Source organism: Pantoea sp. B623 (assembly GCF_024814475.1).
In the GTDB taxonomy this organism is placed as follows: domain Bacteria; phylum Pseudomonadota; class Gammaproteobacteria; order Enterobacterales; family Enterobacteriaceae; genus Pantoea; species Pantoea ananatis.
In genome coordinates, this window is the sequence record NZ_JANUXM010000004.1 from 3,877,089 (window position 1) to 3,896,297 (window position 19,209).

Here is a 19,209-nt window from a genome sequence, read left to right on the forward strand (position 1 = left end):
AAGCTATCGGTTATTCAGCAGGCGCACGGCGGTGGCTTCATCGGTCACCAGGCCCGATATCCAGCCGCCGTTCAACGCCGCCTGAATAGCGGCATATTTTCGCTCCCCGCCGGCAAAGCCGATGATATTGCGCGTCGTCTGGCTTTCCAGCGCCACGCTGGTTAACAGCGCATCGGTTTCCCCTAACACGCGTTCGCCCTGCTGATTGAAGAAATGACCGAGCATTTCCCCGACCACGCCGCGCGCATTCAGCGCCTGCACCTGGCTGTCTGTGATAAAGCCTTCGGCATGGAGCGGGCAGCCGGGATTGACCTCCCCAATTCCCAAAAAGGTGACGTGGGCCTGTCGTGCACGGTTGACCACGCGCTGATAGACCTGATGCCGGCACCACATCTGCTTGTCGTCTGGGCTGTCGGCGAACAGCGGGGCGGGAATGAAGAAATACTTGCCCTGCATTTTTTCAGACAGCTTAAGCGGCACGTCGTAGCGGGTGCCTGAGTCGTCGCGGGCGATGGCCCCAATCATGGAAACACAGTGATGCTGCGGTCGTTCAACCCAGGGAAGCGCATCAATAATGGCACGCAGGGTTTTCCCCGAACCGATGCCAAACACCTGCGGCTCGTCGTTATTGATAAACTGCGACATCACCTCTGCGCCTTCTACCGCCAGCATTTGCTGTATGGCATTGTCGTCCAGATCGCCGGAAGGCACCACGCGGCAGTGCTGCAGGCCAAATTTCTCCTGCACGTCGTGCGCCAGACGCAGGCAGTGCGTCACGGGGTGGGCGATCTTTACGCTGACCATGCCCATTTCACGCGCCCCGGAAATCAAACGCTGGGCCACCTGGCGCGACAATCCCAGTGCCCGGGCGATCTCCTGCTGTGTTAACCCAGCGACGTAATACATCCAGGCGGCACGTGCCGCCAACTCCTGTTTCTTCTCTTCTTTGTTCATTGCGCCATTCCCTTCTCTGCGGATCGCCATTTTATCGCGCAATCTGTTTAAAAGCCTATCAGGGCAAAAGCTCAATTAACGGGCCAATGTCTTAAATGTGAAATTAATCACAGAACCTCGACGTTACCTCTGATTAACATATGTGCATCGGGCAAATGCCCTTAATTTAAACAAATGCCTAAAGAGGTCATGATGACACCATCAGTTTGGATGCATATCGGCGCAGGCTCTTTCCATCGTGCCCATCAGGCATGGTATCTGCACCGCCTGATGCAGCAGGGCGATAGCCGCTGGCATATCGCGCTGGGCAATATCCGCGATGACGCAACGCCGTTACTGACGCAGCTAACCGCCCAGCAAGGGGAATATGTGCTGGAGACGGTCACGCCTGAGGGCGAGCGTCACTACGAGACCATTACCTCCATTCGGCAGGTTCTGCCGTGGGACAAAGAGATCAGCGCGCTGGTGCAGCAGGGCGCCGATCCATGCACCCGGGTGATCGCCTTCACCGTGACCGAAGCGGGTTACTATTTAACACCGGAACATGAGCTTGACCTGCAGCAGCCCGATATCCAGGCGGATCTGAATGGCGAGGCGCGAACCTTGTATGGCGCGCTGGCGCGTATCCTGACGGCACGCGTCGCCAACGGTGGCGCGCCCGTAACCCTGTTGAACTGCGACAATCTGCGCCATAACGGTGAGCGTTTCCGTCAGGGTTTTTTGGCCTTCCTTGCGGCAAAAGGGGCAGATGAGCTGGCCGCCTGGGTGCGTGATAACACCACCTCGCCGAATACCATGGTGGATCGAATCACCCCGCGTCCCACGCCTGACGTCGCGGAGCGCGTTCAGGCGGCAACCGGTAAAGATGATGCGGTGCCGGTGATGGCGGAGTCCTTTATCCAGTGGGTGATCGAAGACGATTTTATTGCCGGGCGTCCGGCGCTGGAGCAGGTGGGCGTCGAGCTGGTCGAGTCGGTGTTGCCCTGGGAAGAAGCCAAGATTCGTATTCTTAACGCCACCCACAGCGCTATTGCCTGGGCGGGCACGCTTATCGGTTTGCTTTACATTGATGAAAGCACCCGGCAGAAAGCCATCCACCAAATGGCATGGGAATATGTCTCACAGGATGTCATACCTTCACTTTCACCCAGCCCGCTCAACCTGGCGGAGTATCGGGATGTTGTCCTGTCCCGCTTTAGCAATCCGTGGATAAAAGATACCAACCAACGGGTGGCCGCTGACGGTCTGTCAAAAATTCCCGCCATGGTGACGCCGACGCTGCGGGAATGCTATCAGCGCGGCACGCCGCCTGCGGCCAGCCTGGTGCTCCCGGCGCTGTTCTATCTGTTTTTGCAACGCTGGGCCAGTGGCGAGCTGCCTTATGACTATCAGGATGGCGTGCTGCAACCTGAAGTGGTTCAGCTGTGGTTTGCCCATGCCGATCCGTTACAGGCTTACATGACCCAGACGTCCCTGTTTGCTGAGCTGGCCACATCACAGGATTTTCATGCGCGGCTTAGCACCACCGTCGCCGGGCTGGAAACGTGGCAAGTCCAGCCAGAACAACCGCTGGCCGTAGTTTAGGGGGCGAATATGTATCTGGGTATCGATATCGGCACCTCTGAGCTTAAAGCGCTGATCGTGAATGCGCAGGGCGAGATCGTGGCATCGGAACATGCCGCTCTGGCCGTGCAGCGCCCCCATCCGCACTGGGCAGAGCAGGACCCGCATGACTGGTGGCGCGCCTGCCATCAGGTCATCACGCGTCTGCGTCAGCAGGCACCTCTGGCCTGGTCTGCGATAGAGGCGATTGGGCTGTCAGGACAAATGCACGGAGCGGTGCTGCTGGATGAGCAGGGTGAAGTTTTACGGCCCTGCATTCTGTGGAATGACACGCGCAGCGCGGCAGAATGCCACTGGCTGGGTCAGCATCATCCCGAAATCATGCACATTAGCAGCAATATGATCATGCCGGGCTTCACGGCCCCAAAGCTGTGCTGGGTGGCCCGGCATGAGCCTGACTGCTTTCGTCGCATTAGCAAAGTGTTATTGCCAAAAGATTACCTGCGCTGGCGCCTGACCGGGCGCTTTGTCACCGATCCCTCGGATGCCGCGGGCACCTTATGGCTGGACGTCGCCAAACGCGACTGGTCAGCGGCACTGCTGGCCGCAACGGGAATGCGTCGTGACCAGATGCCTGCACTCGTCGAAGGGAATGCCGTCAGCGGCACGTTACGGCCGGCGATTGCCGACGAATGGGGGCTCTCCTCGTCGGTCATCATTGCAGGCGGCGGCGGGGATAATGCCACCTCGGCGGTTGGCGTGGGCGCCGTGAATCCTGGCGATGCGTTTATTTCACTTGGCACCTCTGGCGTCATCTTTGTGGTTAATGACCGGCTGCAGGCCGATCCGCAGTCAGGCGTGCACGCTTTCTGCCATGCGCTGCCTGACCGCTGGCACCAGATGAGCGTCATGCTCAGCGCCGCAAGCTGCCTGCGCTGGCTGTGCCAGTTGCTCTCGGTCAGTGAAAACCAACTGCTGGAAGAGATTGCTGCGCTGGGTCCGGCACAAAAACAGCAGGCCCCGCTTTTCTTGCCTTATCTCTCTGGAGAACGTACCCCGCACAACGATCCTGATGCGACGGGCGCGTTTTTTTATCTGCGGCACGAAACCCAGCGTGCCTTACTAGGCTATGCGGTGCTCGAAGGCGTAACCTTTGGCCTGGCCGACGGCCTGACCGTCTTAGGGGAAGGACGGCGTGCCATTACCCAGTTCAGCCTGACCGGCGGCGGCGCGCGCAGCAGCCTGTGGGCGCAGCTGATCGCCGATGTGCTGGCGCTGCCTGTCGTGACGCATCCCGCCAGCGCATCCGGTGCACTGGGCGCGGCGCGCCTGGCCTGGCTGGCTGCGGGCGGTGATGAAGCGCAGGTGTGTCTTAAACCCCCGATACAGGCGCGCTTCCTGCCCAATCCTGAGGTTCGTCAGGGACTGCAGCAACGGCTGGCTCAGTTCCGTGAGCTTTACCGTCAACACTCTCAGTCCCGTTCGCTGGCCTGATTAACCTGTAACCAAACAGAGAAGGACGATCGTCATGCACTCTACTGCGTACTGGTTTGGCTTGCCCAAACATCTGATCTGGGGATTTGTCGCCATCGCTGTTTTTATGGCAGGTGACGGTTTCGAGATGGCGTTCCTGTCACGTCATATTACCGATATGGGATTCACGCCGGGGCAGTCGGCGCTGGTGTTTACCTTTTACGGTTTAGCGGTGGCGCTGGCCGCCTGGGCATCCGGTGTGGTGGCGGAGCTGATTACGCCGCAGCGCGCTATGCTGATCGGTTTTATCTTGTGGGTTGTCATGCATGCCCTGTTTATGAGCCTGGGGCTCGGGATGCGCAATTATCCTCTTATGCTGCTGTTTTACGGTATCCGTGGCCTGGCCTATCCGCTGTTTATCTACTCATTTATGTTGCTGCTGGTGCAGGTGCTGCCACGGGAACGGCTGGCGGCTGCCACGGGCTGGTTCTGGGCGATGTATTCGGTGGGCATCGGCGTGGTCGGGAGCTATCTGCCCAGCCTGATCATTCCTTCTATTGGTGAAACCGGCACGCTCTGGCTGGCGATTGGCTGGGTAACCTGTGGCGGCTTGCTGGCCTATTTTAGCCTGCGCAACGTGCCGGTCGATCGTTCTCGCGTCAACTTACCCCTGCGGGAAAAAATGACGGAAATGTCGCGTGCGGTGACTATCCTGTTCACCAACCAGCATGTGTTTTACGCCTGTCTGATCCGCATTATTAATACGCTGTCGCTGTTTGGCTTTGCCATCATTATGCCGCTGCTGTTTGTGGATCGGCTTGGGTTTACGCTGTCAGAGTGGTTGCAGATTTGGGCGGTGTTCTTTTTTGTCACCATTTTTACCAATATCTTCTGGGGCATCATGGGTGAACGTATTGGCTGGATTCGCCAGGTGCGCTGGTTTGGCTGCCTCGGCATGGCGATCTCCAGCCTGGCGTTCTATTACCTGCCTGTCTATGCCGGTCACAATTTCCTGGTCGCCCTGATTCCTGCCGTGATGCTGGGCATTTTCGTGGCGGCCTTTGTGCCCATGACGGCGGTTTTCCCTACGCTGGAGCCCCATCATCAGGGCGCGGCCGTCTCGGTGTATAACCTGTCTGCAGGCATGAGCAATTTTGTTGCGCCCGCCATCGCCTCCATGATGCTGCCGTTCTTTGATATCGTCGGCGTGGTGTGGGCTTACACCTGCCTGTATGTGTTTGCCGGTGTGCTGACGTTTATCATCCGCGTACCGCAACCGAATCACGGCGCGCTGCGTTCCACGGTGAAGTCGAAAACCGCGGTCACCTCTCAGTAAAAAAGGGAAGGGGAGCGAGTGCTCCCCTGATCCTCAGCTTTTCACCACATCCTGTAATGCATTCTGCAGCTCATACCAGCGGAAGCGAAAACCCGACGCCTCCAGCCGTTTTGGCAGCACATGTTGCCCACCCAGCACCAGTACAGACGATTCTCCCATCATCAGCTTGATGGCACTGGCGGGCGTTCGCATGAAAGCCGGGCGGTGCATCACCTCACCCAGGGTAGCGGCAAACTGCCCATTGCGCACGGCGTAGGGCGCAACCATGTTAAAAGGGCCGCTACAGGCATCATCGTCGAGCAGCCACAGAATGCCGCTGACCATGTCATCAATGTGGATCCACGGCATATACTGTTTGCCGCTGCCAATCGGGCCACCAATTCCCAGCTTAAACGGCAGTTTCATTTTACTCAACGCGCCGCCTTCTCGCGTCAGCACCACGCCGGTACGCAGCAGGCAGACGCGGGTGCGCTCACTCTGCGCGGTCAGCGCCAGCTGTTCCCAACGGGCGCAAAGTTCGTGGGTGAACTCGTTCTGTCCGGGATCGTCCTCGGTTAATACCACGTCGCCCGTGTTGCCATAAAAGCCCGTTGCCGATCCCGAAATCAAGACGCGCGGTGGCGTGGTACTGGCGTTAATCAGGGAGGCAATGCGCTCCGTTATCTGCCAGCGGCTCTCGCACAGCTGCCGTTTGTGGGCCTCTGTCCAGCGTTTATCCGCGATGGGTTCACCGGCCAGGTTGATAACGGCATCCACGCCATCCAGCGAGTGCTGTTGCGCCAGGCCTGACCAGAGCGCGATATCTTCCCCCAGCATGTCTCGTGCAGCGGCAACGTCGCGCGTGACCACGCTGACCGTGTCGCCACGCTGTTGCAGACGTGGAATAAGATGGCGGCCAATAAGCCCGGTTCCACCGGTAATTAAGATATGCATAGTGCGGCTCCGTCTGATTTTTTATTTTTTGCTTACTTCATCATAGAAGAGTCGTACCCGTGTGGCGTGAGCCGCTTCGTAATTTAGTCAGTTGAGCGCAAACATCGGACCAGCGCCTGGTTGTTTTCAGAAATAAAAATCGGTAAAGATGATGCACCCCTGTCAGCTATTTGAGGTAGCAGATGAATTACCCCTCCATCACCCTGTGGTCAGATTCATCTTTCTTTAGTCCTTATGTCATGTCGGCTTATGTTGCGCTCAGCGAAAAAGGGGTGCCTTTTAGCGTAAAGCGTATCGATTTATCGCAAAACCAGCAGCATGCTGAGGCCTATCGCGATCTGTCGTTAACCTGCCGCGTTCCGACCTTACAGGTCGATGACTTTATGCTGAGTGAATCATCGGCCATCTGCGAATACCTCGAAGAGCGTTTTGCTGCCCCTGAATTTGAACGCCTCTATCCCAAAGATCGCGAGAAACGCGCCCGCGCCCGGCAAATTCAGGCCTGGCTGCGCAGCGATCTGATGCCCATTCGCCAGGAGCGCCCTACCGAGGTGTTATTTGCCGGTGAGCGCTTTGCGCCCTTGTCGCCTGCAGCCGTTGAGGCCGTCGAAAAACTGATTGCCGCTGTTCAGCGCCTGTTGCCAGAACGTCAGCAAAATTTATTTGGTGAGTGGTGCATTGCAGATACCGATTTGGCTGTCATGCTTAATCGACTGGCGCTGCATGGCGATACCTTGCCTGCGCGTTTGCAGCACTATGCTGAGTTTCAATGGCAGCGGGCATCAGTACAGTTATGGCTAACGGAAAGCGGCAAAAATCGCTAGCGATCGGCGCTTGCTCAAGTTGTCATAAGTGATTACCTTACGACACACTATGATATAGGTGTGGCAAACAGCGCGTGCATAAAGACACGCTAAACAGGAAAGGGTTACGGATGGTGGATCAAACTGCTGGTGGCGAAATCGAATGGGTCGATATCGTAAGCGAAGAGAATGAAGTCGTTGCACAGGCCACGCGTGCGCAGATGCGCGCGCAATGCTTACGTCACCGCGCGACCTATATCGTGGTTCATGACGGTATGGGGAAAATACTGGTTCAGCGCCGTACTGAAATCAAAGATTTTATGCCAGGCAAACTGGATGCGACGGCTGGCGGCGTAGTGCAGAGTGGCGAAGACATGCTTGAATCGGCGCGGCGTGAAGCCGAAGAGGAGCTGGGCATTGCGGATGTGCCTTTTGCAGAACATGGCAAATTCTATTTTGAAGATGAGCATTGCCGCGTCTGGGGAGGATTATTCAGCTGTGTGTCGCACGGCCCTTTTGCTATGCAGGAAGAAGAAGTGGATGAAATTTTCTGGATGACCCCGGATGAAATCACCGCCCGCTGTGATGAGTTTACCGATGATTCACTCAAAGCCTTATCCCTGTGGCTGAGCCGCAACAACGAAAACAGTCACTGATACCTTCTGTTAGCTTTGCGGGCGGTCGTGGCCGTTCGCAAAGCGGGCACGCGGCGTTGATCGCCGCCTCATTCGCCTGATGATCAACTTCCCGCTTTTAGTGGAACGCCGTTTGCGCTCAACGACGTGGCGCGTGCCGTAGAACATGCGGCACAGCATGCTGGCCCGTTTCAACAAACTGTGGTGGTACCGCCCGTTCAGCGCCTGGCGTGATTTTGCCCATGACCAGGCTGACAGAGGCTGGGTGCGCACTATCCAGATCAGACAACCGCCCACACGTTAACAATGTGGGCGGTTTAACAACCGGAACCGGTTTCCTGAATGTTATCTAAACCGGCTGTGGCTGGCGCATCTTTTCCCCGCGCCGCCGCAGGACTTCCATGACGATCAGTAACAGGAGCGAAGCCGCAATCATAATTGTGGCGGCGGCCGCGATAGTGGGATCGAGGTTTTCACGAATACCGGCAAACATCTGAATCGGCAGCGTCCGCTGCGTTGGGCTGGCAAGAAACAGCGTCACGACAACTTCATCAAATGAGGTGGCAAACGCGAACAGTGCCCCGGAAAAAACGCCCGGTGCAATCAGCGGCAGGGTGACTTTTCGAAACGCCAGCAGCGGAGAGGCACCGAGGCTGGCAGCGGCCCGCGTCAGATTGGTGTCGTAGCTTTTCAGTACGGCGACCACCGTGATCACCACAAAAGGAACGCCCAACAGGGCATGGGCTAACACCAGGCCGAGGTAGCTGTTCAGCAGTGACAGTTTGGCAAAGAAGAAAAACATACCAACGGCGATGATCACGACGGGCGCCACCATGGGAGAGATAATGATTGCCATCACCAGACCTTTGCCGCGAAACTCGCCGCGCACCAGGCCCATGGCGGCCAGCACGCCCAGTACGCTAGCCAGTAGCGTGGCTAGCGGCGCAACCAGCAGGCTGTTCATTAACGCACCTATCCACTCCTTCGAGTGAAAAAAGGCCTCGTACCAGCGCAGCGAAAAGCCACTTAGCGGATAGCTCAGAAACGAACTTTCGTTAAACGACAGCGGCACAATGACCAGAACAGGCACAATCAAAAACAGCAGTGCCGCTGCGCCGTAAAAATTAAACAGGTAACGCCAGACCCGCAGCAACGTCGAACCTTGTTGTTTCATCATTTGCTCCTTAACGTACTGCCGCCTCGGATGACGTCCGGGTGACACGTGAATACACCACATACAGCAACGTCACGATAATCAGCAACTGGCTCCCCAGGGCGGCGGCCATGCCCCAGTTCATGGTGCTGTTGGTAAAAAAGGCGACAAAGTAGCTGACCATTTGATCGTCCGGCCCGCCCAACAGCGCTGGCGTAACGTAATAGCCAATCGCCATCATGAACACCAGCAGCGCGCCTGCGGTAATCCCGGCATAGGTCTGCGGGACATAGACGCGCCAGAAGGCCACAAAGGGATGGGCACCCAGCGACACGGCCGCCCGGACATAGCTGGGAGAAATCCCTTTCATGACGGCATACAAGGGCAGCACGATGAAGGGCAGCAGGATATGCGTCATAGAGATGTACACGCCGACCCGGTTGAACACCAGCGTGAGCGGACTGTCGATGAGCCCTGTCGCCATCAGCGTCCGGTTAATTAATCCTCCTGACTGCAGCAGGACAATCCAGCTGGCGGTACGCACGATCAATGAGGTCCAGAAGGGCAACAGCACCATAATCATTAGCAGGTTGGCGCGGTTGGACGGCTGCTTCGCCAGCCAGTAGGACAGCGGATAGCCCAGGCCCACGCACAGCAAGGTGACCACGGTCGCCATCCACAGCGTACGTAGCAGAGCGTTCACATAAAGCGCCTGATCGGGGGACTGCGCGACGATGTCGCCGGTCTTTGCATCAACCTTGTGGTCAAACACTGACAGCAGGTAATAGCTGGTATAGGGTTTGGCTACGCGCTTGAGGGTTTGCCATGTAGACAGCTCGCCCCACAGGGGCTGCTTATCAATGAGGGTGGCTTTGACGTTAACCCCATCCTCGGGGGCCTGGCGGGGCACGGCCAGGATCAGGCGACGAAACGCATTGTCTTCATAACTCAATCGCTTCGCAATGCCAGAGATCTGGCCCTGCTCGCGCGCCGCGCTGACTTCCTTCGCCAGCGTGGCAAACAGGCTTTCATCCGGCAGCGCCTTGCCGTTCCATTTAGCCAGGGCCTGGCTGGTTTGCGGAAGTGCGTCGTGAAGCTCAGGGTTATTGACGCTCATACTGAGGATAGAGCCGATGGGGAACAAAAAGCACACCACGACGAAAATCAGTAACGGGGCAACTAAAAACAGGGAGCGTTGTGTTTTTAACCAACCTGCCCGGTTAAATTGCTGGCGCAGACTGAACGCGCCTTCCGTACGTCTGACGGGCGCTGAATTCATCACGGGGTTTTGACTCATGCCGATCTCCTGAAAGGGGGCTGCCGGAGCGGGTCCGGCAGCGGGTTATTTCGCGGCCCAGGCGTTAAAACGCTGTTCCAGCTCTTCGCCATGTTCCAGCCAGAATGTGGCGTTAACCTGAACGGCTTTGGCCATGTTTTCCGGTGCCGTTGGCAACTGAGCCAGACGATCGGCCGTCAGCAGTTTGCCTGCCTTGATATTGGCGGGGCCATAAGGAATATTTTCGGCATACACTTTTTGGTTCTCGGGCTGCAGCGAGAAGGCGATAAATTTCTCTGCCAGCGCTTTGTGCTTTGAGCCTTTCACAATCGCCCAGTTATCGAAGTCGTACAGGTTGCCGTCCCAGACGATTTTGAAATTATGACCTTCTGCCTGAGCGGTGCCGATGCGGCCGTTATAGGCCGATGCCAGCGTCACGTCGCCTGAAACCAGCCACTGCAGGGGCTGCGCGCCCGATTCCCACCACTGAATATTCGGCTTTAGCTCATCCAGTTTCCTGAAGGCACGATCGACGCCCGCCGGGGTTGCCAGCACCTTGTAAACGTCTTCGCGCTTCACGCCGTCCGCCATCAGCGCGATTTCCAGCGTGTATTTCGCGCTCTTACGTAGGGCGCGTTTGCCGGGGAATTTTTTCACATCCCAAAAATCTGCCCAACTGGTGGGGGCGGTTTTGAGCTTGTTGCCATCGTAGGTCAGTACGGTAGACCAGACGAAGAAGCCCGCACCACATTCGCTCACGCTCCCCTTGGCAAAGTCGGCTTTGTTGCCTAACTTGCTCCAGTCCAGGGTTTCAAACAGCCCTTCTTCACAGCCCCGCTCCAGTTCCGGGGTTTCCAGTTCTACAACATCCCAGCCGACCTGTTTGGTTTCAACCATGGCGCGGATGCGTGCCATTTCGCCGTTATATTCACCGGCTTCAATGCTGTCCTTCCCCGAGGCCATGAAAGGCTTATAAAACGCTTTATCCTGTGCGTCCTTGTTGGTGCCCCCAAAGGACACCACAGTAAGATTTTCGGCCTGTGCCTGGATGGCCACCGCTGCCAGAACCAGTGCCGCTATGTTTTTCATCATCCCCGAACTCCTGAATTATTATGTTCAGGCAGATTCCTCTGCCCGGTGTTTGCCTTGCAATCATGATGCCAGGGGCTGACCCGCAGCGGAACGTGCGGCGCGTCAGCCCGCGAAACCTAATACTTGCCCAGGATACGGTTCAGCAGATTCAGTGCTGTGCGGAACTGCGCGTCCGGAATGGTGAGAGGGTAGAGGAAACGAATAACGTTGCCGTGTACGCCGCAGGTGAGCAGCAGCAACCCTTCGTCCAGCGCCTCTTGCTGAATAGCTTTGGCGATGTCTGCGCTGGGTTGGCCTTCGCTGTTGGTGAATTCAGCCGCGATCATAGAACCGCGACCGCGCACCTCTGCCAGCGCACTACAGCCTGCGCCCTGCAGCGTTTCCGTCAGTTGCCCGCCTAACAGCAGGGCGCGCTCGCACAGGTTTTCATCGCGAATGACCTCCAGCACGGCCAGCGCAGCGGCAATGGCCGGTGGGCTTCCTGCATAGGTGCCACCCAGGCCGCCGGGCAGGGGCGCATCCATTACGTCAGCCCGTCCTGAAACCGCCGATAGCGGCATACCGCCCGCCAGGCTTTTTGCCATGGTGATCAGGTCTGGCTGCACGTCAGGATAGTATTCACTGGCAAACAGCTTGCCGGTGCGGGCAAAACCACTTTGGATTTCATCGGCGATCAGCAGAATGCCATGTTGATCGCACAGCGTGCGCAGGGCGGTCACAAACGCTGGCGGCGCGACATTGAAGCCGCCTTCACCTTGAATGGGTTCATAGATAATGGCCGCAACCTGTTGCGGGCTGATATCGCAGCGGAAAATGGTTTGTAAACTCTCCAGCGCGTCATCGACGCTACAGCCATGCAGTGCATTCGGGTAGCGGGCGTGAAATACTGAGCTGGCAAAGGGGCCGAAACCGGTTTTGTAGGGGACCACTTTGCCCGTCAGCGACATCGTCATGTTGGTGCGGCCGTGAAAGGCCCCCGTAAAGGCGATGACGCCGGGACGGCCGGTTGCCGCGCGGGCAATTTTGACCGCGTTCTCAACGGCTTCTGCGCCGGTGGAGAAAAAAGTGGTCTTGGCGGGGCCGCTTACCGGCACCAGCGCATTCAGTTTTTCCGCCAGGGCAATATAATTTTCGTAAGGCACAACCTGAAACGCGGTGTGGGTAAAATGATCGAGCTGTTCTTTGATGGCGGCGATCACTTTGGGATGACGATGTCCGGTATTCAGCACGGCAATGCCTGCGCTGAAATCGATAATTTCACGGCCCTGGTGATCCCATAACGTAGCGTTTTCTGCTTTCACCGCATAGAAATCGCACATCACGCCCACACCCCGCGGCGTAGCATTGAGACGACGGACCTGCACTTCACTGTTACTCATAACGCGACCTCATGGTGTTTGTTGCCATATTGTTACAGTGGAATCTGCCTCCTTGCTTTTTAGCGTTTTCAGGGTTTTATAATCCAGAGCCAGTTTTTTTTATTTTGAGGTACCAATTTTGCGAAGCTTACTCGGTGACCTGCTTGCACAACGTCTGGCCTCGCTTTCCGGCGGTACGCTGAATAAGCGATTGTATGATGTCTTGCAGGCAGCGATTCAGGACGGATCCATTGCCACCGCGACGCGACTGCCCGCCAGCCGCGACCTTGCTCGCGAACTTTCTGTCTCACGTAATACCGTGCTGGCAGTCTATGAACAGCTTCAGTCTGAGGGCTATGTACAAACCCGCACCGGAAGCGGCACCTTCGTCAGTACCGTGCTGCCGGAACAGGTGCCGGGTGAGCCGCTGATCAGGCCCGTCACGCCGCCGATGAAACCCGTCAGACTGTCGCGACGGGGTTCACGCCTGCTGGCGAGCAGCGGTGCCGGGAGCCATCAGTGGGGGGCATTTATGCCCGGTGTGCCGGACGTCAGCCATATGCCGCACGACATCTGGCGCAAAATTCAGCTCCGCCTGAGCCGACGGCTGCCGGTTGAAAACCTGAGCTATGCCAGCCACGGCGGCTGTGTTGAGTTACAACAGGCGCTGGCGGATTACCTGCGGGTGATCCGTTCGGTGAACTGCACCCCCGAACAGGTACTGATCACCGCCGGAACCCATCAGTCGCTGGATCTACTGGCGAAAATGCTTTGCGATCCGGGAGACAGGGCCATCGTCGAAGAGCCGGGATACTGGGGGATCCGCAATGTGCTGGCGGTGAACGGCGTCACGCTGATCCCCACGCAGGTTGACGATCAGGGGCTGGTTTTGCCGCCCGAGCAGCCAGACAGCCCGGTGCCTCGCCTGATCTGTGTGACGCCTTCTCACCAGTATCCTCTCGGGGCGGTCATGAGCCTGCAGCGGCGCCATGAATTACTGGAGCGCGCAAAAAGCAGCGGCAGTTGGGTGGTGGAAGATGACTACGATGGCGAGTTCCGCTTTACCGGAAGTCCCATTCCTGCGCTACAGGGCCTGGCGACGGATGCCCCAGTGATTTATCTGGGCACCTTCAGTAAAACCTTGTATCCCGGCATCCGGCTCAGCTACATGGTGGTGCCTAAATCCCTGGCGGCACGGATGAAAATGGCGCACTCCGAGCTGTATCGCGGCGGCTACGGGTTAGTACAACTCACGCTGGCGGAGTTTATTCGGGAAGGGCACTATGCGGCCCACGTACGACGCATGCGGCAGATTTACAGCCGCCGCCGTGCTGCGCTAGTGGAGGTGATTAGCACATCGCTGGGCGCCGACTGGATAGTGCATCACAGCAATGCGGGGTTGCATCTGGTTCTCAGGCTGCCGGACAGCATTGACGATGTGGCCTTTAGCGCAGAGCTGGAACAGTGCGGTGTATTAACACGTCCACTGTCGTCCTATTATCTTCGGGGCACGCCGCAGCGAGGATTGCTGCTGGGTTATGCCTGTGTTGACGAAACCGCCATTCCCGCCGCGTTCGCGCCCATCCTGACCCGGTTGCAACATCACCTGCAGGTGGCGTCTGTCTCGCCCTGATGCACCATCAGTGCGCATCCTTGGTATTGCCTGATTCTGTGATAACTGTCACGTTAATTTAATGTTAAATTTAAAAAGACAATAAAATACAATGGCCTGCAAAGTAAATTTGTAAGCCATTTCTTTTTAGATTGTCAAATTCTGCTTGTGCAAATCAAATGCGTTGTGGTAGTGCTAAAAAAAGGCCCGACAGGATTCGCACGTCAAAAGGATGATGCATGAATCGTGCCGAAACCCTTTTTCATCCTGTTTACGAGATTACGCCATGAGAAATTTTGTCAGTTTTCGGAATATCAAAAAGAGCTACGACGGCGACAAGCTGGTGGTGCGCAACCTCAATCTGGATGTGGCAGAAGGCGAGTTTTTGACCCTGTTAGGGCCGTCAGGCTCCGGGAAAACGACCAGCCTCATGATGCTGGCAGGATTTGAAACGCCCACCGATGGCGAGATACTGCTGCGTGATAAACCTTTGCACACGTTGCCGCCGCATCAGCGTGATATCGGTATGGTATTCCAGAACTACGCGCTTTTTCCCCACATGACGGTGGCCGAAAATCTGGCGTTTCCTTTGTCGATTCGCCGTTTGAGCAAGGCCGATATTGCCCAGCGAGTTAAACGGGTGCTGGATATGATTAAACTCACTTCGCTGGCAGACCGTTATCCCGCACAGATGTCTGGCGGTCAGCAGCAGCGGGTGGCCCTGGCGCGGGCGCTGGTATTTGAACCTAAACTGATCCTGATGGACGAACCGCTGGGAGCGCTGGATAAACAGCTGCGTGAACACATGCAGATGGAAATTAAGCAGCTGCATAACATGCTCGGGCTGACCATTGTTTACGTCACTCACGATCAGAGCGAAGCCATGACCATGTCTGACCGGGTGGCGGTCTTTAACGACGGCATGATTCAGCAAATGGACAGCCCGAATAAGCTTTATGAACAGCCCGACAACGCCTTCGTGGCGCAGTTTATTGGCGAGAATAACAGCCTGCTGGCAACCCAGTCAGGGCAGCAGGGTGATTACTATCAGGTGACGCTGGATAACGGTATCCAGCTGGATGCGCTGAAGGTGCGGCCCAGTTCTCCGGGCAAGAAAATACAGCTCAGTATCCGCCCTGAACGCATCAACGTAAATGCAGCCAAACCGGGCGATCAGTCGGTCCAGGCCCGAATCCAGCAGTTTATCTATCTGGGGGACCACGTGAGAATGCTGACGGAAGTTGCTGGTCAGGGAAACTTTATGGTGAAAATGGCCTCATCGGAGGTCTCACCCGGCTGGACGGCGGGCAGTGAAGTGACCTTGTCCTGGCAACCTCAGCACCTGCGCGCGCTCGACGTTACGCTGCAATAGGCATAAAAAAAGAGCATGCAGTCTGCATGCTCTTGTTCAACGGGAAGGGATTAACCTTCAGCCTGCTGCGACTGAATCGCCGTCAGGGCGATGGTGTAGACGATATCGTCTACCAGTGCGCCGCGTGAGAGGTCGTTGACCGGCTTACGCATGCCCTGCAGCATTGGCCCGATTGAAATCAGGTCAGCGGAACGCTGCACCGCTTTGTAGGTGGTGTTACCGGTGTTGAGATCCGGGAAAATAAAGACCGTTGCGCGTCCGGCAACCTGCGAGTTGGGCGCCTTGGATTTTGCCACGTCTTCCATAATCGCCGCGTCGTACTGCAACGGCCCATCAATCACCAGATCCGGGCGTTTTTCCTGCGCAAGACGTGTGGCTTCACGCACTTTCTCCACGTCGCTTCCGGCACCTGAATTACCGGTTGAGTAGGAGATCATGGCGACGCGTGGATCGATGCCGAAGGCTTTCGCTGAATCGGCAGACTGAATGGCAATTTCTGCCAGCTGTTCAGCCGTTGGATCGGGGTTAATCGCGCAGTCGCCGTAGACCAGCACCTGCTCCGGCAGCAGCATAAAGAACACGGATGACACCAGTGAGCTGTTGGGCGCGGTTTTGATCAGCTGTAACGGCGGACGAATGGTGTTGGCCGTGGTATGTACCGCGCCCGAGACCAACCCGTCAACTTCCCCGCTTTCCAGCATCATGGTGCCCAGCACCACGTTATCTTCCAGCTGTTCCTGCGCAACCACCTCGGTCATGCCTTTGCTTTTGCGCAGCTCGACCAGACGCGGAACATAGTTCTGACGCACCACTTCAGGATCGACTATCTCAATGCCTTTACCCAGCTCAACGCCCTGGGCTGCCGCAACGCGCTGGATTTCATCCGGATTGCCCAGCAGGACACAGGTCGCAATGCCGCGGTCGGCACAGATTGCTGCGGCTTTAACGGTACGGGGTTCATCCCCTTCCGGCAGAACAATGCGCTTGCCAGCCTTGCGAGCCAGTTCGGTTAACTGATAGCGGAAAGCCGGCGGCGACAGGCGGCGACTGCGTTCAGACGTGGCGGTCAGCGACTCGATCCAGTCCGCGTTAATGTAACTTGCGACGTATTCCTGGACTTTTTCAATGCGCTGCGTGTCATCAACCGGTACTTCGAGGTTAAAGCTTTGCAGGCTGAGCGAGGTCTGCCAGGTATTGGTTTTGACCATGAAGACCGGCAGGCCAGTCTGGAAGGCGCGATCGCACAGTTTGGCGATGCGCTCGTCAATTTCATAGTTACCGGTTAAAAGAATGGCACCGATCTCAATACCGTTCATCGCGGCCAGACAGGCGGCAACCAGCACGTCAGGGCGGTCAGCCGAGGTGACCAGCAGCGAGCCCGGGCGGAAATGCTCAAGCATGTGCGGGATGCTGCGTGCGCAGAAGGTCACTGATTTGACACGGCGGGTCTGAATTTCACCTTCGTTAATAATCCGGGCGTTCAGGTGGCGGCACATATCAATGGCGCGGGTTGCAATCAGGTCGAAGCTCCACGGCACACAACCCAAAATGGGCAAGGGACTGTTGGCAAACAGCTGGTCAGGATTGATATTCGCGATGCTGGCCTTCGATGAGTCATCGAAAATTTCAGACAGGTCAGGGCGCGTACGGCCCTGCTCATCAACGGGCGCGTTCAGCTTGTTGATGATCACACCGGTGATGCTTTTATTCTTCGAACCGCCAAAGCTGCTTTGTGTCAGTTCAATACGCTCTTTGAGCTGTGCGGGAGAATCGTTACCCAGCGCGGTCACGAAGACGATTTCAGCGTTTAACGTTTTGGCGATTTCATAGTTCAGCGCGCTGGCAAACTGGTGCTTACGCGTAGGCACCAGGCCTTCAACCAGAACCACTTCAGCATCCTGCGCATTGGCGTGGTAGCGGGCAATAATTTCTTCCATCAGCACGTCTTGCTGATTAGAGCCCAGCAGCGATTCCACACGGGACATCGGCAGCGGCTCTGCGGCCGGGATGCCTGAACTCTTGCGCACAATGCTTGTGGTCTGGTCAGGTGCATTGCCGCCCGCACGCGGTTGTGCAATGGGTTTGAAAACGCTCAGTCGAACGCCTTTACGTTCCATGGCGCGAATAACGCCAAGGCTAACGCTGGTCAGACCGACGCTGGTGCCGGTCGGAATGAGCATAATTGTACGTGACACGATTGAACCTCTCAGATTTCACTGGGTGTCAAAACAACGCCGTCAGCCGGAGCTGACGACGAAAGGAGATCAGGCGGTAAGGCGAGCGGCATCTCGGGCAATCACTAACTCTTCGTTAGTGGGGATCACCACTGCCGGGCGAGTGCCTTCTTTGTTGATAAAACCTGACTTGCCAAAGCGAGCCGCCAGGTTGCGCTCGTGGTCAATGTGAAAGCCCAGCAGCGCCAGCTTGTCCAGGGTCAGCTCACGCACCATCGCCGCATTCTCACCGATACCGCCGGTGAAGACCACGCCATCGAGACGACCGTCCATCAGCGCGGTATAGCTGCCAATGTATTTGGCCAGACGGTGGCAGAAGACATCCATTGCGCGTTTAGCATCGTCTTTGGTGGCGTAGTTGTCTTCAACATAACGGCAGTCGCTGGTGACTTCGGTCAGCCCTAACAGCCCCGACTCTTTGGTCAGCATCTTGTTAATGGCATCGACGCTCATGCCTAGAGTGTCGTGCAGGAAGAAGATAATGGCCGGATCGATATCGCCGCTGCGGGTGCCCATGACCAGGCCTTCCAGCGGGGTCAGGCCCATAGACGTATCCACACACTCACCGTTACGGATAGCAGAAACAGACCCGCCGTTACCGAGATGACAGGTAATGATGTTCAGCGTTTCTAGCGGCTTATTCAGCATTTTTGCCGCTTCGTGGGTGACATAGTAGTGGCTGGTACCGTGTGCACCGTAGCGGCGCACGCCGTGCTCTTTATACAGGGCATACGGCAGCGCATAAAGGTAGGACTCTTCCGGCATTGTCTGATGGAAAGCCGTGTCAAAAACCGCCACATTCTTGTCAGATAAGTGTGGGAAGTTTTTCATGGCTTCATCAATGCCAATCAGGCCCGCTGGGTTATGCAGTGGTGCAAAAGATGATGCATCTTTGATACCCTGCACAACAGACTGAGAAATGACCACTGACTGCGTAAGTTTTTCGCCGCCGTGAACAATACGGTGACCTATTGCAGCGATTTGTGCTGAAAGCTCTGGTTTTTGTGCCAGAATTGTTTTAACAATGAAATTCAGCGCTTCGCTGTGGGCTGCGCCAGCACCTAAAGGTGCTTCCTGCTTCTGACCATCAAGTTTCCATTTGATCCGTGCTTCGGGCAGGTGGAAGCATTCAGCCAGACCCGAGAGGAATTCTTCACCGCTGGTGGGATTAAGGATGGCAAACTTGAGAGAAGAGCTGCCGCAATTCAGAACCAGTACTAACTTACTCGACATGGAAGTACCTATTTGTTAAAAGTGGCTAAAAATAACGCAATCAGACTTACAGCGTAGCCCATCGACGCAGCCAGATTAATGACAGAAGTCATACCCAGGTCAAAATAGTGCGTTTTATGCAAAAAAAATTGAGTCTTTACGCATAAATTTGAAATTTCGCTTAAAACGGGCCTTGTCGTCTC

Annotated in this window: 15 protein-coding genes; 7 read left to right on the forward strand and 8 right to left on the reverse strand. The window is 56.4% G+C overall.

Annotation, left to right across the window (positions count from 1 at the left end; translation table 11 throughout):
- Nucleotides 1-3 precede the first annotated feature (3 nt).
- The gene (locus tag NXS97_RS20145) at nt 4-954 is read right to left on the reverse strand and encodes a sugar-binding transcriptional regulator (protein WP_014605367.1); all 951 of its coding nucleotides are present in this window, start codon (nt 952-954) and stop codon (nt 4-6) included.
- A gap of 192 nt (nt 955-1,146) precedes the next feature.
- Between NXS97_RS20145 and dalD the strand changes: the two genes are divergently transcribed.
- The 3 genes from dalD to NXS97_RS20160 are packed head-to-tail and all read left to right on the forward strand — an operon-like array spanning nt 1,147 to nt 5,326.
- Nucleotides 1,147-2,538 carry a D-arabinitol 4-dehydrogenase gene (gene dalD / locus NXS97_RS20150; protein ID WP_116219886.1) on the forward strand — a complete coding sequence of 464 codons (1,392 nt, stop codon included), beginning with the start codon at nt 1,147-1,149 and terminating at the stop codon, nt 2,536-2,538.
- Nucleotides 2,539-2,547: 9 nt separating this feature from the next.
- Nucleotides 2,548-4,011: a xylulokinase gene (gene xylB, locus NXS97_RS20155; RefSeq protein WP_015699838.1), complete on the forward strand. Its 1,464-nt coding sequence runs from the start codon at nt 2,548-2,550 to the stop codon at nt 4,009-4,011.
- A gap of 34 nt (nt 4,012-4,045) precedes the next feature.
- Nucleotides 4,046-5,326 (forward strand): MFS transporter, encoded by a 1,281-nt coding sequence (locus NXS97_RS20160; RefSeq protein WP_013026533.1) that lies wholly within the window; start codon nt 4,046-4,048, stop codon nt 5,324-5,326.
- A 33-nt stretch (nt 5,327-5,359) separates the two neighbouring features.
- Here NXS97_RS20160 and NXS97_RS20165 read toward each other — a convergent pair whose 3' ends face one another.
- A complete protein-coding gene (locus NXS97_RS20165) occupies nt 5,360-6,259 on the reverse strand; it encodes a TIGR01777 family oxidoreductase (RefSeq protein WP_116219887.1) in 900 nt (299 codons plus the stop codon).
- Nucleotides 6,260-6,441: 182 nt separating this feature from the next.
- On the opposite strand from NXS97_RS20165, the gene yfcF reads away from it, so the two are divergent.
- Together yfcF and yfcD are read left to right on the forward strand one after the other, a co-directional pair.
- Nucleotides 6,442-7,083, forward strand: a complete 642-nt coding sequence (gene yfcF / locus NXS97_RS20170) for a glutathione transferase (protein ID WP_116219888.1) — start codon at nt 6,442-6,444, stop codon at nt 7,081-7,083.
- A gap of 110 nt (nt 7,084-7,193) precedes the next feature.
- Entirely contained in the window at nt 7,194-7,718 is a 525-nt protein-coding gene (yfcD, locus tag NXS97_RS20175) for an NUDIX hydrolase YfcD (protein WP_014594178.1), read from the forward strand.
- A gap of 328 nt (nt 7,719-8,046) precedes the next feature.
- Here yfcD and NXS97_RS20180 read toward each other — a convergent pair whose 3' ends face one another.
- The 4 genes from NXS97_RS20180 to NXS97_RS20195 form a co-directional block, all read right to left on the reverse strand.
- The gene (locus tag NXS97_RS20180; protein WP_014605373.1) at nt 8,047-8,871 is read right to left on the reverse strand and encodes an ABC transporter permease; all 825 of its coding nucleotides are present in this window, start codon (nt 8,869-8,871) and stop codon (nt 8,047-8,049) included.
- A 10-nt stretch (nt 8,872-8,881) separates the two neighbouring features.
- The gene (locus NXS97_RS20185; RefSeq protein WP_116219889.1) at nt 8,882-10,147 is read right to left on the reverse strand and encodes an ABC transporter permease; all 1,266 of its coding nucleotides are present in this window, start codon (nt 10,145-10,147) and stop codon (nt 8,882-8,884) included.
- Between the two features lie 45 nt (nt 10,148-10,192).
- Nucleotides 10,193-11,218, reverse strand: coding sequence for an ABC transporter substrate-binding protein (locus NXS97_RS20190; RefSeq protein ID WP_013026527.1), 1,026 nt, complete (start codon nt 11,216-11,218; stop codon nt 10,193-10,195).
- Nucleotides 11,219-11,334: 116 nt separating this feature from the next.
- Nucleotides 11,335-12,597: a 4-aminobutyrate--2-oxoglutarate transaminase gene (locus NXS97_RS20195; RefSeq protein WP_013026526.1), complete on the reverse strand. Its 1,263-nt coding sequence runs from the start codon at nt 12,595-12,597 to the stop codon at nt 11,335-11,337.
- A 118-nt stretch (nt 12,598-12,715) separates the two neighbouring features.
- On the opposite strand from NXS97_RS20195, the gene NXS97_RS20200 reads away from it, so the two are divergent.
- Entirely contained in the window at nt 12,716-14,209 is a 1,494-nt protein-coding gene (locus tag NXS97_RS20200; RefSeq protein WP_105077764.1) for a PLP-dependent aminotransferase family protein, read from the forward strand.
- A gap of 265 nt (nt 14,210-14,474) precedes the next feature.
- Nucleotides 14,475-15,560, forward strand: a complete 1,086-nt coding sequence (locus tag NXS97_RS20205; protein ID WP_014605376.1) for an ABC transporter ATP-binding protein — start codon at nt 14,475-14,477, stop codon at nt 15,558-15,560.
- Between the two features lie 50 nt (nt 15,561-15,610).
- Here the strand turns inward: NXS97_RS20205 and pta are convergent, their stop codons facing one another.
- Nucleotides 15,611-17,740: a phosphate acetyltransferase gene (gene pta, locus NXS97_RS20210; protein ID WP_014594171.1), complete on the reverse strand. Its 2,130-nt coding sequence runs from the start codon at nt 17,738-17,740 to the stop codon at nt 15,611-15,613.
- 84 nt (nt 17,741-17,824) lie between these two features.
- On the reverse strand, nt 17,825-19,027 hold the full coding sequence (gene ackA, locus NXS97_RS20215; RefSeq protein ID WP_022623436.1) for an acetate kinase: 1,203 nt from the start codon (nt 19,025-19,027) through the stop codon (nt 17,825-17,827).
- Nucleotides 19,028-19,209 lie beyond the last annotated feature (182 nt).

What these genes read in the sequence shown, in the direction of transcription:
- NXS97_RS20190 (WP_013026527.1), bottom strand. Translation starts at nt 11,218, where the DNA reads ATGATGAAAAACATAGCGGCACTGGTTCTGGCAGCGGTGGCCATCCAG.
- NXS97_RS20160 (WP_013026533.1), top strand. Translation starts at nt 4,046, where the DNA reads ATGCACTCTACTGCGTACTGGTTTGGCTTGCCCAAACATCTGATCTGG.
- NXS97_RS20205 (WP_014605376.1), top strand. Translation starts at nt 14,475, where the DNA reads ATGAGAAATTTTGTCAGTTTTCGGAATATCAAAAAGAGCTACGACGGC.
- NXS97_RS20185 (WP_116219889.1), bottom strand. Translation starts at nt 10,147, where the DNA reads ATGAGTCAAAACCCCGTGATGAATTCAGCGCCCGTCAGACGTACGGAA.
- pta (WP_014594171.1), bottom strand. Translation starts at nt 17,740, where the DNA reads ATGCTCATTCCGACCGGCACCAGCGTCGGTCTGACCAGCGTTAGCCTT.
- yfcD (WP_014594178.1), top strand. Translation starts at nt 7,194, where the DNA reads ATGGTGGATCAAACTGCTGGTGGCGAAATCGAATGGGTCGATATCGTA.
- ackA (WP_022623436.1), bottom strand. Translation starts at nt 19,027, where the DNA reads ATGTCGAGTAAGTTAGTACTGGTTCTGAATTGCGGCAGCTCTTCTCTC.
- yfcF (WP_116219888.1), top strand. Translation starts at nt 6,442, where the DNA reads ATGAATTACCCCTCCATCACCCTGTGGTCAGATTCATCTTTCTTTAGT.
- NXS97_RS20165 (WP_116219887.1), bottom strand. Translation starts at nt 6,259, where the DNA reads ATGCATATCTTAATTACCGGTGGAACCGGGCTTATTGGCCGCCATCTT.
- xylB (WP_015699838.1), top strand. Translation starts at nt 2,548, where the DNA reads ATGTATCTGGGTATCGATATCGGCACCTCTGAGCTTAAAGCGCTGATC.
- dalD (WP_116219886.1), top strand. Translation starts at nt 1,147, where the DNA reads ATGACACCATCAGTTTGGATGCATATCGGCGCAGGCTCTTTCCATCGT.
- NXS97_RS20145 (WP_014605367.1), bottom strand. Translation starts at nt 954, where the DNA reads ATGAACAAAGAAGAGAAGAAACAGGAGTTGGCGGCACGTGCCGCCTGG.
- NXS97_RS20180 (WP_014605373.1), bottom strand. Translation starts at nt 8,871, where the DNA reads ATGAAACAACAAGGTTCGACGTTGCTGCGGGTCTGGCGTTACCTGTTT.
- NXS97_RS20195 (WP_013026526.1), bottom strand. Translation starts at nt 12,597, where the DNA reads ATGAGTAACAGTGAAGTGCAGGTCCGTCGTCTCAATGCTACGCCGCGG.